15 protein-coding genes and 4 tRNA genes are annotated in these 20,932 nt (G+C 65.2%); 11 read left to right on the top strand and 8 right to left on the bottom strand.

Annotation, left to right across the window (positions count from 1 at the left end; all coding sequences use genetic code 11):
• Positions 1-151: 151 nt before the first annotated feature.
• Entirely contained in the window at positions 152-721 is a 570-nt protein-coding gene (locus QC821_RS02265; protein ID WP_309716423.1) for a hypothetical protein, read from the top strand.
• Between the two features lie 61 nt (positions 722-782).
• Positions 783-1,760: an NADPH:quinone reductase gene (locus tag QC821_RS02260; RefSeq protein ID WP_309716420.1), complete on the top strand. Its 978-nt coding sequence runs from the start codon at positions 783-785 to the stop codon at positions 1,758-1,760.
• Positions 1,761-1,816: 56 nt separating this feature from the next.
• Here QC821_RS02260 and QC821_RS02255 read toward each other — a convergent pair whose 3' ends face one another.
• On the bottom strand, positions 1,817-2,704 hold the full coding sequence (locus QC821_RS02255) for a MurR/RpiR family transcriptional regulator (RefSeq protein ID WP_309716418.1): 888 nt from the start codon (positions 2,702-2,704) through the stop codon (positions 1,817-1,819).
• Between the two features lie 236 nt (positions 2,705-2,940).
• Here QC821_RS02255 and QC821_RS02250 point away from each other — a divergent pair, with 236 nt between their 5' ends.
• From QC821_RS02250 to QC821_RS02235, 4 genes are all read left to right on the top strand, one after another.
• Positions 2,941-3,735: an enoyl-CoA hydratase/isomerase family protein gene (locus QC821_RS02250; protein WP_309716416.1), complete on the top strand. Its 795-nt coding sequence runs from the start codon at positions 2,941-2,943 to the stop codon at positions 3,733-3,735.
• Between the two features lie 2 nt (positions 3,736-3,737).
• Entirely contained in the window at positions 3,738-5,918 is a 2,181-nt protein-coding gene (locus tag QC821_RS02245; RefSeq protein ID WP_309716414.1) for an acetate--CoA ligase family protein, read from the top strand.
• A complete protein-coding gene (locus tag QC821_RS02240) occupies positions 5,915-6,721 on the top strand; it encodes an enoyl-CoA hydratase-related protein (protein WP_309716411.1) in 807 nt (268 codons plus the stop codon). The genes QC821_RS02245 and QC821_RS02240 overlap by 4 nt, the downstream gene beginning before the upstream one ends.
• 144 nt (positions 6,722-6,865) lie before the next feature.
• Positions 6,866-8,719, top strand: a complete 1,854-nt coding sequence (locus QC821_RS02235; protein WP_309716409.1) for an SLC13 family permease — start codon at positions 6,866-6,868, stop codon at positions 8,717-8,719.
• Positions 8,720-8,802: 83 nt separating this feature from the next.
• Here the strand turns inward: QC821_RS02235 and QC821_RS02230 are convergent, their stop codons facing one another.
• From QC821_RS02230 to betI, 7 genes are all read right to left on the bottom strand, one after another.
• Positions 8,803-9,675, bottom strand: coding sequence for a glycine betaine ABC transporter substrate-binding protein (locus QC821_RS02230; RefSeq protein WP_309716406.1), 873 nt, complete (start codon positions 9,673-9,675; stop codon positions 8,803-8,805).
• 74 nt (positions 9,676-9,749) lie between these two features.
• On the bottom strand, positions 9,750-10,583 hold the full coding sequence (locus QC821_RS02225; protein WP_309717379.1) for an ABC transporter permease: 834 nt from the start codon (positions 10,581-10,583) through the stop codon (positions 9,750-9,752).
• 5 nt (positions 10,584-10,588) lie between these two features.
• Entirely contained in the window at positions 10,589-11,836 is a 1,248-nt protein-coding gene (locus QC821_RS02220; RefSeq protein ID WP_309716403.1) for a quaternary amine ABC transporter ATP-binding protein, read from the bottom strand.
• A 383-nt stretch (positions 11,837-12,219) separates the two neighbouring features.
• Complete coding sequence (locus QC821_RS02215; RefSeq protein ID WP_309716401.1) at positions 12,220-14,670, bottom strand: acyl-CoA dehydrogenase; 2,451 nt, start codon at positions 14,668-14,670, stop codon at positions 12,220-12,222.
• 174 nt (positions 14,671-14,844) lie between these two features.
• A complete protein-coding gene (gene betA / locus QC821_RS02210; RefSeq protein WP_309716398.1) occupies positions 14,845-16,530 on the bottom strand; it encodes a choline dehydrogenase in 1,686 nt (561 codons plus the stop codon).
• Between the two features lie 219 nt (positions 16,531-16,749).
• On the bottom strand, positions 16,750-18,234 hold the full coding sequence (betB, locus tag QC821_RS02205; protein ID WP_309716396.1) for a betaine-aldehyde dehydrogenase: 1,485 nt from the start codon (positions 18,232-18,234) through the stop codon (positions 16,750-16,752).
• 13 nt (positions 18,235-18,247) lie between these two features.
• Positions 18,248-18,844: a transcriptional regulator BetI gene (betI, locus tag QC821_RS02200; RefSeq protein WP_309716393.1), complete on the bottom strand. Its 597-nt coding sequence runs from the start codon at positions 18,842-18,844 to the stop codon at positions 18,248-18,250.
• Between the two features lie 222 nt (positions 18,845-19,066).
• Between betI and QC821_RS02195 the strand changes: the two genes are divergently transcribed.
• The 5 genes from QC821_RS02195 (at position 19,067) to QC821_RS02175 (ending at position 20,627) form a co-directional block, all read left to right on the top strand.
• Positions 19,067-20,026 (top strand): choline ABC transporter substrate-binding protein, encoded by a 960-nt coding sequence (locus QC821_RS02195; RefSeq protein ID WP_309716391.1) that lies wholly within the window; start codon positions 19,067-19,069, stop codon positions 20,024-20,026.
• 86 nt (positions 20,027-20,112) lie between these two features.
• Positions 20,113-20,189, top strand: a tRNA-Met gene (locus tag QC821_RS02190).
• A 129-nt stretch (positions 20,190-20,318) separates the two neighbouring features.
• Positions 20,319-20,394, top strand: a tRNA-Asn gene (locus tag QC821_RS02185).
• 39 nt (positions 20,395-20,433) lie between these two features.
• Positions 20,434-20,509: transfer RNA gene (locus QC821_RS02180), tRNA-Asn, on the top strand.
• A gap of 42 nt (positions 20,510-20,551) precedes the next feature.
• Positions 20,552-20,627, top strand: a tRNA-Asn gene (locus QC821_RS02175).
• The last annotated feature ends 305 nt before the right edge of the window (positions 20,628-20,932 follow it).

Raw genomic sequence — 20,932 nt, 5'->3', positions numbered from 1 at the left:
GGATGGGTTTACAGCGCCGCCTTGTAGGCCGGTCGACGGATCAGTTCGAGCGGTACGGCCCTGGCCTCGGGCACCCATCCCCAGGATATGCTAGGCTGCGCGGTTTTGGGCGCGCCGGCAAGCACGCCGTACGTGGAATCGAGGTGGTCGAATGAAGGTCTTGCATGTCACCGATGTCGCCCAGCGCGACGCCTGTCTGGCGCGGCTGTGCGCCGAGTACTATGGCCAGTCGGCGGGGTTGACCCCGCTGGTGGTGTTTGCCGGCACCCGGCGGGTACTGTTCGCCGAGGAGGCGGCGCGGCTACTGGCGCTGGTCGATGCCAAGGGCGCGCCCCAGGCGCTGGCGCTGCTGGTGCTCGACGAGGCCGGCGAGGGCATGACGCTGCGCCTGGCGTGCCGTCTCGGCGACGACGACGAGCCCAAGCGGCGCCTGGTCGCCGAGCTGGCGCTCAAGGCACCGCTGCGGGTCGATGCTATCGATGCCGAGCAGGAAGCCTTCTACCAGTCGTGCGGTATCAGCCGCTGGTTTGGCGGCGAGCAGGGCGCCCGCATTGGCCTGGCGGCAGGGCATCCGGCCACCCAACTGGCGGCGCTGGCAGCGACGATCAAGATCGATGAGCAGCAGGTGCTGCGGCGTTTCAAGCACGATGCCAAGGCCTTCGAGGCGGAAAAGCGCAACTTCGTTGAAGGGCTCGAGGCCTTCCCCGCCGCGCTGACTTGACCGGGGCACGAAACAGCGTTTGGATAGCGTGACATCCCGTTAGCAATCTAAGGAAGCATCCATGGCCAAGCGTATTCAGTTTGCCAAGACCGGTGGCCCCGAGGTCCTCGAGCTAGTCGACGTCGAGCCCAAGGCGCCCGGCGCCGGCGAGGTCCAGGTCCGCAATCAGGCGGTGGGCCTCAACTTTATCGATATCTACTTCCGCACCGGGCTCTATCCGGCGCCGTCGATGCCCTCTGGCCTCGGCACCGAGGGGGCCGGCGTGGTCGAGTCAGTCGGCGAGGGCGTCACCCACCTCAAGGTCGGCGACCGCGTCGGCTACGCCCAGGGGCCGCTGGGTGCCTACGCCGAGCTGCATACCCTGCCGGCCGCCAAGGTCGCCGTGCTGCCCGACGGCATCGACTGCGATACCGCTGCGGCCAGCATGCTCAAGGGGCTGACCGTGCAGTACCTGATGCGCCAGACCTACGAGCTCAAGGGCGGCGAAACCATCCTGTGGCACGCCGCGGCCGGCGGCGTCGGCTCGATCGCCTGCCAGTGGGCCCGCGCGCTGGGCGTCAAGCTGATCGGCACCGTCAGCTCGCCGGAGAAGGCCGAGCTGGCCAAGCAGAATGGCGCCTGGGCAACCATCGACTATACCAAGGAGGATGTCGTCGAGCGGGTCAAGGAGCTGACCAATGGCGAGATGTGTGACGTGGTCTACGACTCGGTGGGCAAGGACACCTGGGAGACCTCGCTGGACTGCCTCAAGCCGCGCGCGCTGATGGTCAGCTTCGGCAACGCCTCGGGCGCCGTGGAGGGGGTCAATATCGGCATCCTCAACCAGAAGGGCTCGCTGTTCGTGACCCGCCCCAGCCTCAACGGCTACGCCGATACCCGCGAGCGCTTCGAGGCGATGTGCAACGATCTGTTCGGTATGCTCGAGAGCGGCAAGATCAAGATCGACATCGCCCAGCGCTTCGCCCTGGAAGAGGCCGGCAAGGCCCAGCAGGCGCTGGCCAGCCGCCAGACCACCGGCTCGACCATCCTGCTGCCCTGAGACTCCCGCTCACAGGCACCCACGGCGCCCGCCTGTTCAGGCGGGCGCCGTCGTTGTTACTCCAGGTCGATATAGGCGCCGAGCTCGCGCATCCGCGACTCGAAGCGCGAGACGTTGTCGACCAGCGCTTCCGGCCCGTAGGCGACGCACTCGGCGAGAATGGCTTCGATCAGGGTGATCGCCGACAGAATCGATGGAAAGAAGTGCGGCGTGGCGGTGGCGATATTGAAGGTCAGCGCGGCCCCCGGCACCAGCGGCGAACGCAGGGTGTCGGTCACCACGATCGCCTCGACGCCGTTGGCGCGGGTCACCTCCAGGGCTCTCACGGTCTCGGCGCAGTAGGGGTCGAAGCCGAAGGCCACCACCACGTCGCCCTCGCCAAAGGTGGCGAGCTCGGTGAGCAGGCCACCTTCCTGGCCGCGAATCAGCTGCACGTTGGGCATGGCGATACGCCCCACGTAGGCGAAGTGATAGGCGCAGGCAAAGGCGTCGCGAAATCCCACCACGGCTACCTTGCCGGCGGCCAGCAGGCGCTCCGCGGCAGCGCGAACCTTGGGCTGCATGTCGGCGGTGAACAGCCGGCCGATATTGTCGAAGGCGGTGTCGCCAACGTCGACGAATACCTGGTCGTCGCTCCCGGCCAGCGCCTTGAGGCTCGAGGCGCGTCCGCTCAGTTCGATGGGGCCGGCCTGAACCGCCGACTGGAAGATCTCGCGGAACTGCTCGTAGCTGTCGAAACCGAGCCGCTTGGCCAGCCGCATCAGCGTCGAGGAGGTCACCCCAGCGGCCGCCGCGGACTTGCGGATCGACTGAAAGGCGATCTCCATCGGATGGTCGAGCACGTAGCGTGCGGCCAGCTTTAGCTGCGGGCTAAGTTCGGCATAGCTCTCTGCAAGCGCCTGATTGACGCTGTCGAGGGGAGCGGTGGCGTTGTCCTGCGTCATCCTGACCTCGTGTTGTATGGCAGTCCGGGTCGGTGTTTGGCGCGGCATTGTAGCGCATTGGCGTGCCGATGAGTGTCACAAATGCATCAAAGTGATAAATATCATAACACGAGTGTGTTGACATGCCTCGGCGTGCGACTTTAGCATTGCCGTCAATACATATGTGTCACGATGAATGGCATTGCGGCACTTATGTCCCGTCCATCATGGAGTCAGGCACCCGCCGAGGAGAACCGATGCGTCGCCCCACCTACGAGACGTTGATCGTCGAGCCCCGCGATACGATCACGATCATTCGTTTCAATCGCCCCCAGCGTCTCAATGCCGTCGTCGAAACGCTCTACCGTGAACTGCTGCTGGCCCTGGCCGAGGCGGAGCGCGACCCCAAGGTGCGGGCGGTGATCCTGACCGGCGAGGGGCGGGCGTTCTGCGTCGGCGCGGACATGAAGGAGCACGGTGGCGCGTCGCGCACCCTCTATCAGCGTCGCCAGTACCTGCAGTTGGGCAATGACGTATGCGAGGCGATCCTGCGCCTCGACAAGCCGGTGATCGCTGCGGTCAACGGCTATGCGCTGGGCGCCGGCGCCGAAATGGCGGTGGCCTGCGATTTCATCCTGATGGCAGATGAAGCGCAGCTGGGCTTCCCCGAGACCAGCATCGGTACCTGCGTGGGCGGCGGCGTTTCCAAGCTGCTGCCACAGCTGGTGGGCCTGGGCATGGCGCGCGAGCTGCTCTATACCGGCAAGCGAATCGACGGCGAGCAGGCCACCCGCATTGGCCTGGCCAGCGACCACTGGCCGGCCGCGTCGCTGCTCCAGGAGGCCGAGCGGCTGGCCCAGACCCTGGCCAAGCAGGCGCCGGTATCCATGGCGATGCTCAAGCGGCTGGTCAACCAGGCCAGCGAAACCGGGCTGGAAAGTCAGCTGCAGCAGGAGCTGGATGCGGTCTTCACCTGTTCCACCACCGATGACTGGCAGGAGGGCGTCGATGCCTTTGCCGAGAAGCGTACGCCGCGCTTCAAGGGGCAGTGAACATGAATCCCATCGAAGGACACCTGCCCAGCCGCAGCCCGCTGCACGATATTCTGGCGCCCACCGGCATCGCCGTGATCGGCGCCTCGTCCGATCCCACCAAGCGTGGCTACAAGGCCATGGTCGGCCTGATCAAGGATGGCTACCGCGGTGACATCTATCCGGTCAATCCCAAGGCCGACATGATCCTCGGGGTCAAGGCCTGGCCGTCGGTGACGGCGATCCCCGGCAGCCCCGAACTGGCGCTGATCTGCACGCCGGCGGCCAGCGTGCCCGAGCTGATCGCCGAGTGCGGCCGGCGCGGCATCAGGGGGGCGGTGATACTGGCCAGCGGCTTCGCCGAGATCGGCGGCGAAGGGGCGGCCCTGGAACAGGCGATGATGGACAAGGCGCGCGCCCACGGCGTGCGCATCATCGGCCCCAACACCTCGGGGATCTTCAATCTCCACCATCGCATCAACCTGCTGGCGCTGGACAATGTGCGCCCCGGCGACGTGGGCATCATCTCGCAGTCGGGCAACATGCTGCTGTCGCTGGCGCTGGAGGCCCAGCACAACGGCCAGGTGGGTTTCTCGACCTACGTTGGCCCTGGCAACCAGAGCGACATCGGCTTCAACGACTACCTGCGCTACCTGGGCGAGGATGAACATACCCGGGTGGCGACGCTCTACGTCGAAGGCTTCCGCGACGGCCGCAAGTTCCTCGACGTGGCCCGCGAGGTTACCGCCATGAAGCCGGTGGTGGTCTACAAGTCGGGCTCCACGGAGCAGGGCCAGAAGGCCGCCAGCTCGCACACCGGTGCGCTGGCCGGCAGCTACGCCATGACCGTGGACCTGCTCAAGCAGGCCGGGGTCAGCGTGGTGCAGTACTCCGACGAGATCCTGCCGGTGGCCGAGGGGCTTGGGCTGCTGCAGAAGGCCAGCGGCAAGCGCGTGGCGGTAATCTCCGACGGCGGCGGCCAGGCCACTATCGCCTCCGACCGGCTGGCCGAGGCGGGCCTGGAGCTCGCCGAGCTCAGCAAGGCGACCCGTGACCGGCTGCGCGCGATCCTGTTCCCCCAGGCGTCTACCGTCAATCCGGTGGACGTGGCCGGCTCCACCGACGCCAATCCCTCGCTGCTGGCGACCTGCATGGAGATCGTTGCCGCCGACGATAACGTCGACAGCGTGTTTCTGGTCGGCATGTTCGGCGGCTACAGCATCCGCTTCGCCGAGTCGCTGCTGGGCGATGAGATGCGCGGCGCCGAGGCGATGGTCGATCTGGCCAAGGCGATCACCAAGCCGCTGGTGATCTACAGCCTCTATACCCCGGTCAAGCCGCCGGCGCTGCGCCGCCTGCACGAGGCGGGGCTGCCGATCTATGCCTCCATCGAGCATGCCGTGCGGCTGCTGGCGGCCCTCGGCGAGCGCGGCCACTATCTGAATGCCAGCCGCGCCCATCGTCTGCCGCCGGCGGTGCCCCGCGACCCCGACAGCGCCACAGCCATCAATGCTGCGCTGTCTGCCGGCCGCGACCTGCTCGAGCCCGAGGCCAAGGCGCTGCTGCGCGCCCACGGTGTGCCGGTGCTCGAGGAGCGGCTGGTCACGGGGCCCGAGCAACTGGCCGCAGTGGCCGCCGAGCTAGGCGGAGTGCCGCTGGCGATGAAGGTGGTCTCCAAGGACATTCTGCACAAGTCCGATGCCGGCGGGGTGCGCCTCAACCTGGTTGGCGAAGCGGCACTCAGTGCGGCGCGGGAGGCGATCCTGGCGTCGTGTCGCGCCTACGATCCCGGCGCCGAGATCGAGGGGGTGCTGGTGGCACCGATGGCGCCCAAGGGCGTCGAGGTGATCGTCGGCGTGAGCCGCGACCCGATCTTCGGTCCGGTGCTGATGTTCGGCCTTGGTGGTATCTTCGTCGAAGTGCTGGAGGACGTAGCCTTCCGGGCGATTCCGCTGTCACCCTTCGATGCGCGCTCGATGGTCGACCAGATCAAGGCGCGCAAGATTCTCGATGGCGTGCGCGGCGAGCAGGCAGTGGACCGCGAGGCGCTGGTGGCGCTGCTGCTGAGCGTCTCGAGCATCGTCTCGGCGTATCCAGAGATCGCCGAGCTGGACCTCAATCCGGTGATTGCCAACGCCGATGGCTATGCGCTGGTCGATGCGCGCATCATCCTCGATTCCCCGACCCAGGAGACCTCGTCATGACCACTGTGCCGCTGCCTTCGCTGACTGACGCCAGGCTGACCCTGGAGGCGCGCGTGGCGACCCTGACCCTGGATCGTCACGACGTGCGCAACGCCCTGACCGGCACCGGGCTGGTAGACGATATCGTCGCCGTGGCCGAGTGGGTCAACCGCTGCGACGAGGTCTCGGTGCTGGTGATCACCGGCGCCGGCTCGGCGTTCAGCGCCGGCGGCAACGTCAAGGACATGGCCCAGCGCGGCGGCGACTTCGCCGGCGACGTGGCCGAGGTCGCCGAGCGCTACCGGCGCGGTATCCAGCGTATCCCGCTGGCGCTGCAGGGCGTCGAGGTGCCGATCATCGCCGCGGTCAACGGCCCGGCCATCGGCGCAGGCTTCGACCTGGCCAATATGGCCGATGTTCGCATCGCTTCTGACAGGGCCAAGTTCGGCGAGACCTTCCTCAACCTGGGGATCATCCCCGGCGACGGCGGCGCCTGGTTTCTGCAGCGCCTGATCGGCTATCAGCGCGCCTTCGAGCTGACCCTCTCGGGGCGGGTGGTGGGCGCCGAGGAGGCCCGTGAGTACGGCATCGTGCTCGAGGTGGTCGAGCACGATGCGCTGATGAGCCGGGTAGGCGAGCTGGCGGCGCAGTTTGCCGCCCAGCCGCCCAAGGCGACGCGACTCACCAAGCGCCTGATGAAGCAGGGCAGTCGCATGGAGCTCAAGGACTTTCTCGACCTGTGCGCGACCTTCCAGGGGATCTGCCATAACGAGCCGGAGCATCTAGACGCGGTCAATCGCATGCTGGAGAAGATGGCCAGGTAGTCTCGCGCGATCGGTATCCACTGGATGGCGTCAAGGCCCTGCTTCGGCAGGGCTTTTTGGTAACACTCCCAAAAAATGCTGGTGTTACCAGGAATGTCCTGTTGTGCTGGTGACGGTGCTACTCAACAGGGAGGTGAGAAAGCCGTGGCCGACAGTACGCTGGTGTTCATCGTTCTGGGACTCACCCTGGCGGCCTTCGTCTGGGGGCGTTTCCGCTACGACCTGGTAGCACTCACTGCGCTGCTGGCGTCGGTGATGCTGGGGCTGGTGGAGGCCGACGACGCGTTCATGGGCTTCGGCCATCCGGCGGTGATTACCGTGGCCGCTGTGCTGGTGCTGAGCAAGGGCTTCGAACGCTCGGGGCTGGTCGATGTGATTGCCGAGCAGGCGCTCAAGGTGGGCGAGCGGCTGGTGCTGCAGCTGCTGGTGTTGACCGGCACCGTCACGGTGCTCTCGGCGGTAATGAACAACGTCGGGGCGCTGGCACTGCTGCTGCCGGTGGCGATGCGCATGGCCCGCGAGCACAACAGCTCGCCCTCGCTACTGCTGATGCCGCTGGCCTTCGGCTCGCTGCTGGGCGGCCTGATGACGCTGATCGGTACCCCGCCCAATATCATCATTGCCAGCTACCGCGGCGCCCAGACCGGCGATAACTTCGGCATGTTCTCCTTTTTCCCCGTCGGCGTAGTGGTCGCGGCGGTGGGGCTTGCCTTCATCGTGCTGGTGGGCTGGCGATTGACCCCGCGCCGCGAGGGGCAGTCATCCGCCGAGGAGCTGTTCGACACCGACAACTACCTGGTCGAGCTCAAGGTGGGGGAGGAGTCCAAGGCCATCGGCTGGACCCTGCGCGAGATGCACGAGGCGCTGGAGGAGACCATTCCGGTGCTGGCGGTGGTGCGTGATGACAAGCGGCGCGCCGGCCACGCCTTCCACGGCAGCCTGCGCGAAGGCGATATCCTGCTGGTGGAGGGCGGCCCCGAGGAGATGAAGCTGCTCGAGGACAAGGCGGGACTGTCGCTGGGGGCGGAGGCCGAGGACGAAGAGGAGGATGCCGATACCGTCAAGGAGGCGGGGCGAGAGGAGGAGACCCGGGATAAGAAGGACAAGCAGGGCAAGAAGAAGCGCAACGGGGTCGATACCGAAGGCCTGCAGCTGGTCGAGGCGGTGGTGCGCAACGACTCGATGATGGTCAACCGCACCGTGGTGCAGCTGCGCCTGCAGAACCAGCACGGCCTGCATCTGGTGGCGGTGGCCCGCGACGGTGCGCGGCTCAAGCAGCGCCTGCGCGAGATCCGCTTCAAACCCGGTGACGTGCTGCTGCTGCAGGGTGACGAGGGCGGGCTGTCCGAAAGCCTGGCGACGCTGGGCTGCCTGCCGCTGGCCAATCGCAATCTGACCATCGGCCAGCCGCGCATGCTGCTGCTGTCGCTGGGTATCTTCCTGCTGGCGATCATCGCCATGCTCACCGACCTGCTGCCGGCGGCGGTGGCGCTCTCCACGGCGGCGCTGGTGTCGCTGCTGGTCGGGGTATTGCCGCTGCGCGACGGCTATCAGGCCATCGACGGGCCGGTGATCGTGCTGCTGGCGGCAATGCTGCCCGTGGGCGAGGCGCTGGATACCAGCGGCGGCGCGGCGCTGATCGCCGAGGCGATGCTGGCGCTGGGCAGCGGCTGGCCGCCGGTGGCGACCCTGGTGGCGCTGTTCGTGATCTCGACGCTGCTCTCCAACGTGATCAACAATGCCGCCGCGGCGCTTTTGATGGCGCCGATTGCCGCCAGCCTGGCGAGCGGCTTCGGCCTGTCGCTCGACCCGTTCCTGATGGTGGTGGCGGTAAGCGCTTCCTGCGCCTTCCTGACACCCATCGGCCACCAGTCGAATACGCTGGTCATGGGGCCGGGGGGCTACCGCTTCAGCGACTATTGGAAGCTCGGCCTGCCGCTGTCGCTTGTGGTGCTGGTGGTGTCGATTCCGATGATCATGCTGGTATGGCCGCTGTAAAGGCATGAAAAAGGGGATGGCCGCCTGGCCATCCCCCCTTTATTGCGACGCTGCGAACGGCGTCGCAGCGCTACGTGGCTGCCTTATTCCGCGGCGGAGAGCCACTCCTCGACAAGGTCCTGATTGTCGGCGACCCACTGCTGAGCGCTCTCGTAGGGGTCGGCGCCGTCTTCCTGGTTCATCAGCATGACTTCGCCCATCTGCTCGGGCGTCCACTCGAAGGCATCGAGGATGGCATACACTTCCGGCATGTCATCGCCGAGGCCCTGGCGTACCACGGTGTGGATCTGCTCGGCGCCGCCGTAGATCTCCTGCGGATCGTCGAGGTACTTGAGATCCCAGCGAGCGAACATCCAGTGCGGCGTCCAGCTGGTGACGACGATGTCTTCCTCGTTGTTGATGGCGCTGCTCAGCGCGGCAACCATGGTGGCATCGCTGCCGCTGCGCAGGCGCAGGTCGAGGCCATACTCGTCGACCACATCCTCGGTCAGGCCCATCAGGCCGGCGCCGGGATCGATGCCGATGATCTCGCCGTCGAACAGATCGGCGTTGTCGTTGAGGTCCTCGATGGAGTCGACGTCGGTGTACTCGGGGACCACCAGGCCGAGCTTGGTGCCGTCCAGGTTGACGCCCAGGTCTTCGACGTTATCGCCGACCCGCTCGAGATATTCGGCGTGGGTGGTGGGCAGCCAGGCCGCGACGATGGCGTCGGCATCGCCGGTGGAGAGTGCCTGCCACATGGCGGCGGCAGACAGTGAGGTCATGTCGACCTCATAGCCGGCCTGTTCGAGCACGGCGCGCACTACGTTGGTGGAAGCGACTTCCGATGCCCATTCGACGTAGGCCAGGTTGACCGTGTCCTGGGCCTGGGCAGCGCCAGCGGCGGTGAGGCCGACGCCCGCGGCCAGCGCCAGGCTGGTGGTGCGGATATGGCGATTCAGCGCTTGCTTCTTCATATTCTTCCCCTCTGAGTAGTTCACTACTACACCATGGTGGTCCGGGTGAATGGATTCAAGGGGCCACCCTGGTCTTACGACTTGCGTTCCTTGCTCAGCGCCTGGGTCAGGCGGTCGAGCAGCATGGCCAGAATGACCACCGCGATGCCCGCTTCGAAGCCGTCGCCGGGGCGCAGCCGCTGGATGGCGCGCCACACTTCGCTGCCCAGGCCGTCGGCGCCGATCATGGCGGCGATGACCACCATCGACAGCGCCAGCATGATGGTCTGGTTGATGCCTGCCATTACCGTCGGCAGCGACAGCGGCAGCTGCACCTTGACCAGCTTCTGGCCGCGGGTGGCGCCGTAGGCGTCGGCGGCTTCGATCAGCTCCTTGGGCACCTGGCGTATGCCTAGGGTGGTGAAGCGGATCGCCGGTGGCATGGAGAAGATCACCGTGGCGAAGATCGCCGAGACCGAGCCGATACCGAAGAACGGGATCGCCGGGATCAGGTAGACGAAGGCCGGCATGGTCTGCATGAAGTCGAGCACCGGCATGATGGTGCGATAGAGCCGCTCGGAGAGCGCTGCGGTGATGCCTACCGGAATGGCGATGATCACTGCCACCAGGGTGGCGATCACCACCAGGGTCAGCGTCTCGATCATCGGGTTCCACAGGCCGAGGTTCCAGATCAGCGCCAGGCCGGCGGCGCCGCCGATGGCGAGCCGGGCGTTGGCCACCTTCCAGCAGATTGCCACGATGATCAGCAGCAGCGCCCAGGGCGGCAGCCACATCAGCGCATCGTTGAGGCCATTGATACCGGTCTGGGTGGCACGGGAAATGGCCCGGGTGACCATCGAGTACTCACTGGTCAGCCAGGTCAGCGCACCTTCGATCCAGCCACCCAGGGGAATACGGGGAATTTCGATAGCCATCATGCATCTCCTGCCGTGGTGGTCGTAGAGGGCTCAGCGATTTGCGTGGGCTCGGCGGCCTGGGCCAACTGGTCGAGTACGGCGCCTTTTACCACCACGCCGAGCAGGCGCTGCTGGTCGTCGACGACCGCGATCGGGAAGCTGTGCTCACTGAACATGGCAAACAGATGGTGCATCGGCTCCTCGAGCGTGACCCGGCGGAAATCCTGGGTCATGACATCGGTGACGCGCTCCTTGCCCTGTTCCAATGCCTGGCTTGCCGCCTCGGCCTCGATCAGGCCAATCAGCTGTTGGTCGCGGTCGATGATGTAGATGGAGTCGAGGCCGTGCTCGCGCATCTTGCGCAGCGCGGTGCGTGGGCCGTCGCTGTCGCGCACCGTGGAGCGAACCCGGCGCATGGCGCTCTCGGCGGTGAGGATGCGCGCCTTGTCGACGCCTTCGATGAAGCGCCGCACATAGTCGTCGGCGGGCTTGGTGAGGATCTCCTCGGGGGTGCCGATCTGTACGATCTCACCATCCTTGAGCAGCACGATGCGGTCGCCGATGGTCAGCGCTTCATCCAGGTCGTGGGTGATGAACACCGTGGTCTTCTTCATGCGGCTCTGGAGCTGCAGCAGCTCCTGCTGCATGTCGCCGCGGATCAGCGGGTCGAGGGCCGAGAAGGCCTCGTCCATCAGCAGTACGCTGGCGTCGTTGGCCAGTGCCCGGGCCAGGCCGACGCGCTGCTGCATGCCGCCGGAGAGCTGGCTGGGGTAGGCGTCTTCCCAGCCATCCAGGCCGACCTGCTTGAGCGCGGTACGGGCGATCTCGCGGCGCTCGGCAGGGTCGATGCCGCGAATCTCGAGGCCGAACTCGGCATTCTTCTGCACGGTGCGATGGGGAAACAGGGCGAAGTTCTGGAACACCATGGAGAAGTGGCGGCGCCGGCACTCGAGTAGCGCTTTCTCGCCCAGGGTAGGAATGTCTTCGCCATCGATCACGATCTCGCCTTCGGTGGGCTCGATCAGGCGATTCAGGCAGCGTATCAGGGTCGATTTCCCGGAGCCCGAGAGACCCATGATGACCAGCAGTTCCCCCTCATGGACATCGAAGTCGATATTGGACAGGCCAAGCGTCTGGCCCGTCTTTTCGAGAATCTCCGGGCGCTTCAGTCCCTGGTCACGTAGTTCCAGGGCTTTCTTCGGCTGCGAACCGAACACCTTGCTTAGGTTGCGTACGCGAATCTTGACGTTGCGTTCTTCATTCATTGGATTGCCTGTTGTCGTCCCCCAGTTCGTGGCGCGGGCCTGACGCGGCAGCGTCGAGACGTTCGAACACCGACCGAACCGCATGGCGGGCGGGGGAGTGCGTCACTCTGACGGTTGCGAATGGTGCCTGGCAGCGTAGCGAAATGGCTGCGTGCGGCATGTGAGTGGATCACCGCAGCGATCCTGTAAGCAGGCGATTGTTATGTCTTCCGCTGTTTGCCGCGGTGTTGTGGGCTGGCCCTGTTGGACCTGCCATGCACAGTGCAACGGAATCAATATGATAACGGATAGGACGGGGTGAGTGCCAAGGCTGAGCGACCTGGCTGGTCTGAAACGCGACACCCCGGCAAGAAGCCGGGGTGTCGCGCTGCGTTAGCAAGGGATCAGGCGGCGTTATGCCAGACCACTTTCTCCTGCTGCTGGGCGAAGGCGTCGAAGGCGAAGTCGTCGACGGTTAGCATGGCCAGGACTTCCGTTTCGTACTCGGCCATGAAGCGGGCATCCTCCTCGCTGATCAACTCGGCTTCGCGTGCTGCCGCGAAGCGCTGCTCCGGATGCAGGGCTTCCACCGGCAGCTCGCCCTTGGCGTAGGCCTTGTTGACGGTGCGATACAGCGCCTCGGCGCGGTCGTAGTCGACCAGCAGGGCGTTGTAGCGTGCCAGCGGGTTGTCCTGCTGGCCCTCTTCCTGCTGGTCCCAGGTATTGCCGAGCAGCTTGCTGCGCAGCGCGCTGTGGCGCGACACTTTCTGAGCGATCTCGCGGGTCAGGTCATCGTGGGGCGTTGTCCAGCGGCGACCCAGCGGCATGACCAGCCACGACAGCAGCTTGCCCAGGCCCCTGTTGGGCAGGTTGTCGAACAGTTCGATCAGCGCCTGCTCGGCGCGATGCAGCAGCAGGGTGCAGCTGTAGTGCATCAGCGCGGCCTCGCTCTCGACCTTGTCCGAGGCGCGCCACTGCTTGAGCACCATGGAGGTCAGGTAGAGGTTGGAGAGCACGTCGCCGAGGCGCGCCGAGACCATCTCGCGGGATTTCAGCGCCGAGCCGAGGCTGGCCATGGCGGCATCGGCGCACAGCCCGAAGGCGGCGGAAAGGCGCGCCACTTCCTGGGCGTAGGGGGCGGCGACCTCGTCGAAGGGCGTGCTGGCCTTGCCCAGCCCCAGGCCCTGGGTGAAGGCGCGGGCGGTGTTACCGAAGATCAGCCCGGCGTGGCCGAAGAAGGCCTTGTCGAAGGCCTTGAGATCATCGGCGTCCTTGGCCGCCAGTTCCTCGAGCACGTAGGGGTGGCAGCGGATTGCCCCTTGGCCGAAGATCATCAGGTTGCGGGTCATGATGTTGGCGCCTTCCACGGTGATGGCCACCGGGTTGGCGCTATAGCCGATGCCGATATAGTTGCGCGGCCCCAGGGTCACGGCCTTGCCGCCGTGGATGTCCATGGCGTGGCTGAGCAGATCGCGCTGGAACTCGGTCAGCTGGCTCTTGAGGATCGCCGACGGCACCGCGGGCTTATCGCCCTTGTCGATCATGTTGGCGGTTTCCATCACCGCGGCCTGGGAGATGTAGGAGAGCGCAGCGATCCGCGCCAGCGGCTCCTGAACGCCTTCCATCTCGGCCACCGGCAGGTTGAACTGACGACGGATGCGGGCAAAGCCGCCGCTCCAGCCCAGCGCGTAGCGCGAGGTGCCGGTAGCGCCGGAGGGCAGGGTGATACAGCGACCCACCGACAGGCACTCGACCAGCATGCGCCAGCCCTGGCCGGCCATTTCCGGGCCGCCGATAATGGTATCCAGCGGTACGAACACGTCCTTGCCCACGATCGGGCCGTTCATGAACGGGCTGCCGATGGGGTGGTGGCGACGCCCGATCTCCATGCCGTCGGTGTCGCGGGGAATCAGCGCACAGGTGATGCCCAGGTCGTTCTCGCCGCCGAGCAGGCCGTCGGGGTCGAACATGCGGAAGGCCAGGCCGACCACGGTGGCGATCGGCGCCAGGGTGATCCAGCGCTTCTCGAAGTTGAGGCGCAGGCCGAGCACTTCCTCACCGTCGACCATCTGCTTGCAGACCACGCCGGTGTCGGGGATCGAGGTGGCGTCGGAGCCGGCGCGCGGGCCGGTGAGGCCGAAGCAGGGGATCTCGCGGCCGTCGGCCAGGCGCGGCAGGTAGTGATCCTTCTGCTGCTGAGTGCCGTACTTGAGCAGCAGCTCGCCCGGGCCCAGCGAGTTGGGCACGCCGACGGTGACCATCAGCGTCTCGTTGACGGCGAGCTTCTGCAGTACCGCCGACTGCGCCTTGGCGGAGAAGCCCAGGCCGCCGTACTGCTTGGGAATGATCATGCCGAAGAAGCCTTCCTTCTTCAGGTACGCCCACAGTTCGGGGGGCAGGTCGGCACGCTCGCGGGTGATCTCCCAGGCGTTGGTCATGCCCGAGGCAACGCTGCACTGATGATCGACGAAGGCGCGCTCCTCATCGGTAAGACCGTCGTCACCGTAGGCCATCAGTGCCTCCCAGTTCGGCTTGCCGCTGAACAGCTCGCCGTCCCAGCCCACGCTGCCGGCTTCCAGGGCGGTGCGCTCGGTGTCGGAGACCTTGGGGGCGACCTTCTTGAAGGTGGCGAAGATGCGTGGCGTCAGCCACTGGCGGCGCAGCGCCGGGAGGCCGCATACGGCCACCGCCACGGCGCCGATCAGCAGCAGCGCGCCGAGCAGAGGCGAGCCGAACAGGATGCCAACGATGCCGGTGGCGGCAAGCACCGCGAGTGCTGGCAGCGCGCCGGCTTCGCGGCGCATCACCACCAGCAGGCCAACCACGGCCACGATGATCAACAGCAGTTGCAACATGCGGGATCTCCTCCAGTGCCAGTCATCAATGAGATGACTAAATTCTAACAAGCGTTTGAATGCTTGTAGACTAGTGCATTGGTCGCGCCCTGGCCAGTCTTGCTTACCACGCAAACGACCCCGCTGAGAGTCTCAGCAGGGCGTTTTGTTCACTCGGGTGGGGGAGGGGAGAAATCAGCTGCGCGCAGGGGCGCCGCGGGCTGGCGTATCGCCGGCGATATAGTAGGGCGCGTCGCTCTGGGCCAGCGGCTCGCGGTCGCGGATGCGGTCGGCGATCTTCTCGGCGAGCATGATGGTCGGCGCATTGAGGTTGCCGGTGGGAATGACCGGGAACAGCGAGGCATCGACCACGCGCAGGCCATGCACGCCGTGGACCCGGCCCTGGCCATCCGTCACCGCCAGCTCGTCATCGCCCATGCGGCAGCTGCCGCAGGGGTGGTAGGCGGTCTCGGCGTGGGCCTTGACGAAGGCGTCCAGCTCGGCGTCGCTCTGCACTTCCGGCCCTGGCGAGATCTCGCGGCCGCGATATTCGTCCATGGCCGGCTGCTGGATGATCTCGCGGGTCAGGCGGATGGCGTCACGAAACTCCTGCCAGTCCTTCTCCTTGCTCATGTAGTTGAACAGGATGCTCGGCGCCTGGCGCGGGTCGCGGGAGGTCAGGCGGATGCGGCCGCGGCTCTCGGAGCGCATCGAGCCAACGTGGGCCTGGAAACCGTGGGCCTGGACCGCACTCTTGCCGTTGTAGCTGATGGCAATCGGCAGGAAGTGGTACTGCAGGTTGGGCCACTCCTCGCCGTCGCGGCTGCGGATGAAGCCGGCCGCCTCGAATTGGTTGCTGGCGCCAATTCCCTTGCCGAACAGCAGCCACTCGGCGCCGATCTTGGGCTGGTTGTACCACTTCAGTGCCGGGTACAGCGAAATCGGCTGCTTGCACTCGTACTGGATGTACATCTCCAGGTGATCCTGCAGGTTCTCGCCGACGCCCTTGAGGTCGTGGACCAGCGGAATGCCCAGCTCGGCGAGGTGCTCGGGGTTGCCGATGCCGGAGCGCTGCAGGATCTGCGGCGAGGCGATGGCACCACCGCACAACAGCACTTCGCGGCGGGCGAGGGCTTCGACCGGCTGCTTCTTGTGCAGGTAGCTCACGCCCACTGCACGCTTGTCCTCGAACAGGATGCGGTCGGTGGTCGCGTGGGTGACGATGGTCAGGTTGCTACGCTGCTTGGCGGTGTCCAGATAGCCGCGCGCGGTGGACGCCCGACGCCCGCTGGGGGTGACGAAGCGGTCCATGGGACCGAAGCCCTCCTGCTGGTAGCCGTTGACGTCCTCGGTCTTGGGGTAGCCCGCCTCTTGCCCCGCCTCGATAAAGGCGTGATAGAGCGGGTTGTTGCCCGCCTTGGGCGTGGTCACGCTGACCGGGCCGTCGCCGCCGTGATAATCGTTGGGGCCGATATCGCGGGTTTCCGACTTCTTGAAGTAGGGCAGGCAGTCGGCGTAGGTCCAGTCCTCGAGGCCGGGCTGCTTGGCCCAGTTGTCATAGTCCAGGGCATTGCCGCGGATGTAGCACATGCCGTTGATCAGCGAGGAGCCGCCGAGCCCCTTGCCGCGGCCGCACTCCATGCGCCGGCCGTTCATATGCGGCTCGGGATCGGTCTCGAAGGCCCAGTTGTAGCGCTTGCCCTGCAGCGGGAAGGCCAGCGCCGCGGGCATCTGGGTGCGGAAGTCGAAGCGGTAGTCGGGGCCGCCGGCCTCGAGCAGCAGCACCCTGACGTCGGGATCTTCGGTGAGGCGCGTGGCCAGGACATTGCCCGCCGAGCCGGCGCCGATGATGATGTAGTCGAATTCGCGATGCTGGGGCATGGCGATCTCCCTAAACGGAAACGGAGGTGGCTTGTGTCGTTGGGGGGGCCTAGCCCGCGGCTGATCCGGGAACAGGTCTACGAGGGGGCGCTGTAAACCCCTCCCTGGGCGCTACCTGCGCCATCCATGGCGCAGAACCCCCTCTACGACCTGTCCCCGGCGCCGCTTGTCTTGGTGGTCACAATACGACTCACGGCGCATGGAGGCTAAGTCCTTGATTCAGAAAACGGACTCGAACGGCCCCATCTCGATCTGGATCGATTTGGTCTGGGTGTAGTGCGCCAGGGTCTCGACGCCGTTCTCGCGCCCCACGCCGGACTGCTTGTAGCCGCCCACCGGCATCTCCGAGGGTGACTCGCCCCAGGTGTTGATCCAGCAGATGCCGGCTTCCAGCTGGTGGATGGTCTGGTGGGCGCGGTTGAGTCGCTCGGTGAAGATACCGGCGGCCAGGCCGTAGTGGGTGTCGTTGGCGCGGCGGATCACTTCCTCGTCGCTGTCGAAAGCGAGGATCGACATCACCGGGCCGAAGATCTCCTCACGCACGATGCGCATCTCGTCGCTGCAGTCGGTGAACACCGTTGGCGCGGCCCAGGCGCCGCTTTTCCAGTCGATGCCGGCGCGGTCGCCCTGGTTCCAGTCGTCGCCGCCGGCCAGCAGGGTGGCACCTTCCTGCTTGCCGAGGGCGATGTAGGAGAGCACTTTTTCCTGATGCTCGAAGCTCACCAGCGGACCGAAGTTGACCGCCGGGTCGAGCGGGTCACCGGCCTTGATGCGCGCCACGCGCGCCTCGATCCTGGCTTCGAAGGCTTCCTTGACGCTGCGCTGAACGAACACTCGGGTGCCGTTGGTGCAGATCTGTCCGCTGGAGTAGAAGTTGGCCATCATGGCGGCATCCGCGGCACGGTCGAGGTCGGCGTCGTCGAATACGATCAGCGGCGACTTGCCGCCGAGTTCCATGGTCACGTCCTTTAGGGTCGAGCCGGCGGCGGCCGACATCACCTTCTTGCCGGTACCCACTTCGCCGGTGAAGGAGATCTTGTCGATACCGGCATGGCCGGTGAGCAGCTGGCCAACCCGGCCGTCGCCGTGGACGACGTTGAATACCCCGTCGGGCAGCCCCGCCTCGGTGAAGATCTCGGCCAGCTTCATGGTGGTCAAGGGGGTGACTTCGCTGGGCTTGAAGACCACGGCGTTGCCGGCGGCCAGTGCCGGGGCGGATTTCCAGCAGGCGATCTGGATCGGGTAGTTCCAGGCGCCGATGGAGCCGATTACCCCCAGCGGCTCGCGACGGGTGTAGACGAAGGAGTCGTCGCGCAGCGGGATCTGGCTGCCCTCGATGGCGGCGGCAAGGCCGGCGTAGTATTCCAGGGCGTCGGCGCCGGTGACGATATCCACGGCAGCGGTCTCGCTGATCGGCTTGCCGGTATTGCGGGTCTCGAGTTCGGCGAGCTCGTCGTTACGCTCTCTGAGCAGCGATACGGCGCGCTGCAGGATGCGCCCGCGCTGCATGCCGGACATCGAGGCCCAGGTTTTCTGGCCTTTGCGGGCAGCGGCCACGGCGCGGTCGACGTCGGCCTCGCTGGCCTGCTGGACCTGAGCGATAACGCTGCCGTCGAAGGGATTGACGACCTCGAAGGTCTCGCCGGACGTGGCATCGACGTGGCGGCCATCTATATAGAGTTGCTGTGTGGTCAGTTGAGTCATCGAGTGTCTCCCGTCACTGTGGGGCGTTACGCCCCAGCTGTTCGTCGAGGTAGTCGTAGGCGAGTGAGCGTGCGCGGTCGACGTCCAGGCCTTCAGGGGCCAGCGCGCCGCGCAGCCACAAACCATCGATCATCGCTGCAAGGCCGGCGGCGGCGCGGCGTGCGTCGGCCTTGGGCATGCAGTGTCGAAACTGGTGGCAAAGATTGGAGTAGAGGCGCCGGTCGTTGACGTACTGCAGGCGCTGCAAGGGGCGGCGATGCATGCTGCTGGCCCAGAATGCCAGCCAGGTCTTCATCACCGACTGGCTGACCTGGCTACGGTCGAAGTTGCCGTCGATGATCGCGCGGATGTGTGCACGCGGGTCGGCGTCGGGCAGCGATGCACGGCGCACGGCAACCGCTTCGCCCAGGTCGTTGAGGATCTGGCGCATGGTGGCCTCGAGCAAGCCATCCTTGCCGCCGAAATAGTGGCTGATGATGCCTGCCGAGACACCGGCACGACGCGCGATGCGGATCACCGTAGCATCGGCCAGGCCAGCCTCGTCGATCGCTTCCATGGTGGCGCGAATCAGCTGGCGGCGGCGGATGGGTTCCATACCTACCTTGGGCACCGGTCGCCTCCTTTGGCTATGTTTTGATGTGAATGGCTGGCCCGCTGCCGGACCTCCTGGGCTGGCCATAGCGCTGCCAACCCATTATGGTAGGAAGTATGCCTCTTTTTTATTGAACGTTCAATCAATAAAAGATAGGCGAGCACTTTGCATATTGAAAGAAGGCATAACGAAAGAAGCCACACGCTTCGTTAAGCGACACATCTACGCAAGGAGAACCTCATGTCGAATCAAACTCGTCTGCTGTTTGGGGGATCACTGCTAGCAGTGGGGGTGCTGGCAGCTGGAGGGGTCCAGGCCAATGAGCCCGAATCGTGCAGCATGGTGCGTTTCGCCGAGGTCGGCTGGACCGATATCACCGCAACTACCGCCGTGACACGCGAGCTGCTCGAGGGGCTCGGCTACGAGACGCGGGTCGACACCGTATCGGTACCGATCGCCTACAGCGGTATGCGCAACGGTGACTTCGATGTCTTCCTGGGTAATTGGATGCCGTCGATGGCCTCGATCAGCGACCCTTACATCGAGGATGGGGACGTCGATCGCTTGAGTGCCAACCTCGAAGGCGCCAAGTACACCCTGGCTGTGCCGCAGTACGTCCATGACGCAGGCGTGACCTCGGTGGCCGATCTCGACGCCCACGCCGAGCAGTTCGAGAGCGTCATCTACGGCATCGAGGCCGGCAACGACGGCAACGAGCTGATCCAGGACATGATCGACGACGATGCATTCGGTCTCGGCGATTGGCGGCTGCGCGACTCCAGTGAAGCGGGCATGCTGGCAGAGCTGCGCTCCAAGGTTGGTAATGAAGAGTGGATGGTGTTTCTTGGCTGGGAGCCACATCCGATGAACACCAACTTCGACATGGCTTATCTGTCGGGTGCCGACGACTACTTCGGTCCTGATCTGGGCGGTGCGACTGTCTATACCAATACACGAGGCGGCTACGCCGAGGAGTGTGGCAACGTCGGTACGCTGCTGGACAATCTTGCCTTCACCCTGGAGATGGAAAACCAGCTGATGGCGGCGATCATGGATGACGGCGAGGATCCGCGAGACGCGGCTCGCGCCCATCTGCAGGCCAACCCTGCGGTGCTCGAAGAGTGGCTGGCCGGCGTCGAGACCCGTGACGGCGAAGAAGGCCTGGCGGCGGTGCGCGCAGCGCTCGACATCCAGGAGTGAACATCGCGTTGGGGGCTTGCCAGGCGCCTCTGGCATAGGCATAATTCGCCCCCGTTGCCCGCCTGGTAGCAGGCGGGCAATAGTGTGGCTACGTAGCTCAGCTGGTTAGAGCACATCACTCATAATGATGGGGTCCCCTGTTCGAATCAGGGCGTAGCCACCAAGACACTTCGACGACGCCCGATGCCCTTGGTATCGGGCGTCGTGCGTTATGTGTCCGAGAGCCGAAAACGGCCCCGGTGCTTGACCTTAACGATCTGATCCGTATACTACGTCGCGTGTTCCGGGATGTTCCCCGATAGCTCAGTTGGTAGAGCAAATGACTGTTAATCATTGGGTCGCAGGTTCGAGTCCTGCTCGGGGAGCCACACGGCCCTGAACCCTCCGGAATACGACAGCCAAGCGATTCCCCGATAGCTCAGTTGGTAGAGCAAATGACTGTTAATCATTGGGTCGCAGGTTCGAGTCCTGCTCGGGGAGCCATCCCGCCGCTGTCAGCCTCGTAATACGCACATCGCACGTCATTCCCCGATAGCTCAGTTGGTAGAGCAAATGACTGTTAATCATTGGGTCGCAGGTTCGAGTCCTGCTCGGGGAGCCATTGCCTTTCTTCGCTGTCTCATGCCTTGTGCCGAATCGGCTACAGGGTTTTTGCGTTGCTATTGCGCAAGGTGTGGTGGGAAGAGGTGGTAAAGGGTGTGGCAGGATGGTGATAGCTGGTCTATATTTTTCTTTCTTGGGCTCTTGCGTGACACCCTCGAAATCCGTAAAGTACGCATCCGCTGCTGCCGACGGGCATACGTTGGTAGCGGTGAAGAGAGGTGCAAGCAGTTGGTTTTGTTGGGTTTTTTCTTGTCGGGTAGAAAGAGAAAGCGATTGACAGGCCCGCCGGAGACGGTAGAATGC

Source organism: Franzmannia qiaohouensis, from assembly GCF_031451695.1.
In the GTDB taxonomy this organism is placed as follows: domain Bacteria; phylum Pseudomonadota; class Gammaproteobacteria; order Pseudomonadales; family Halomonadaceae; genus Franzmannia; species Franzmannia qiaohouensis.
The sequence above is the reverse complement of the archived record's forward strand: the minus strand, read 5'-3'. Positions and strand labels throughout refer to the sequence as shown.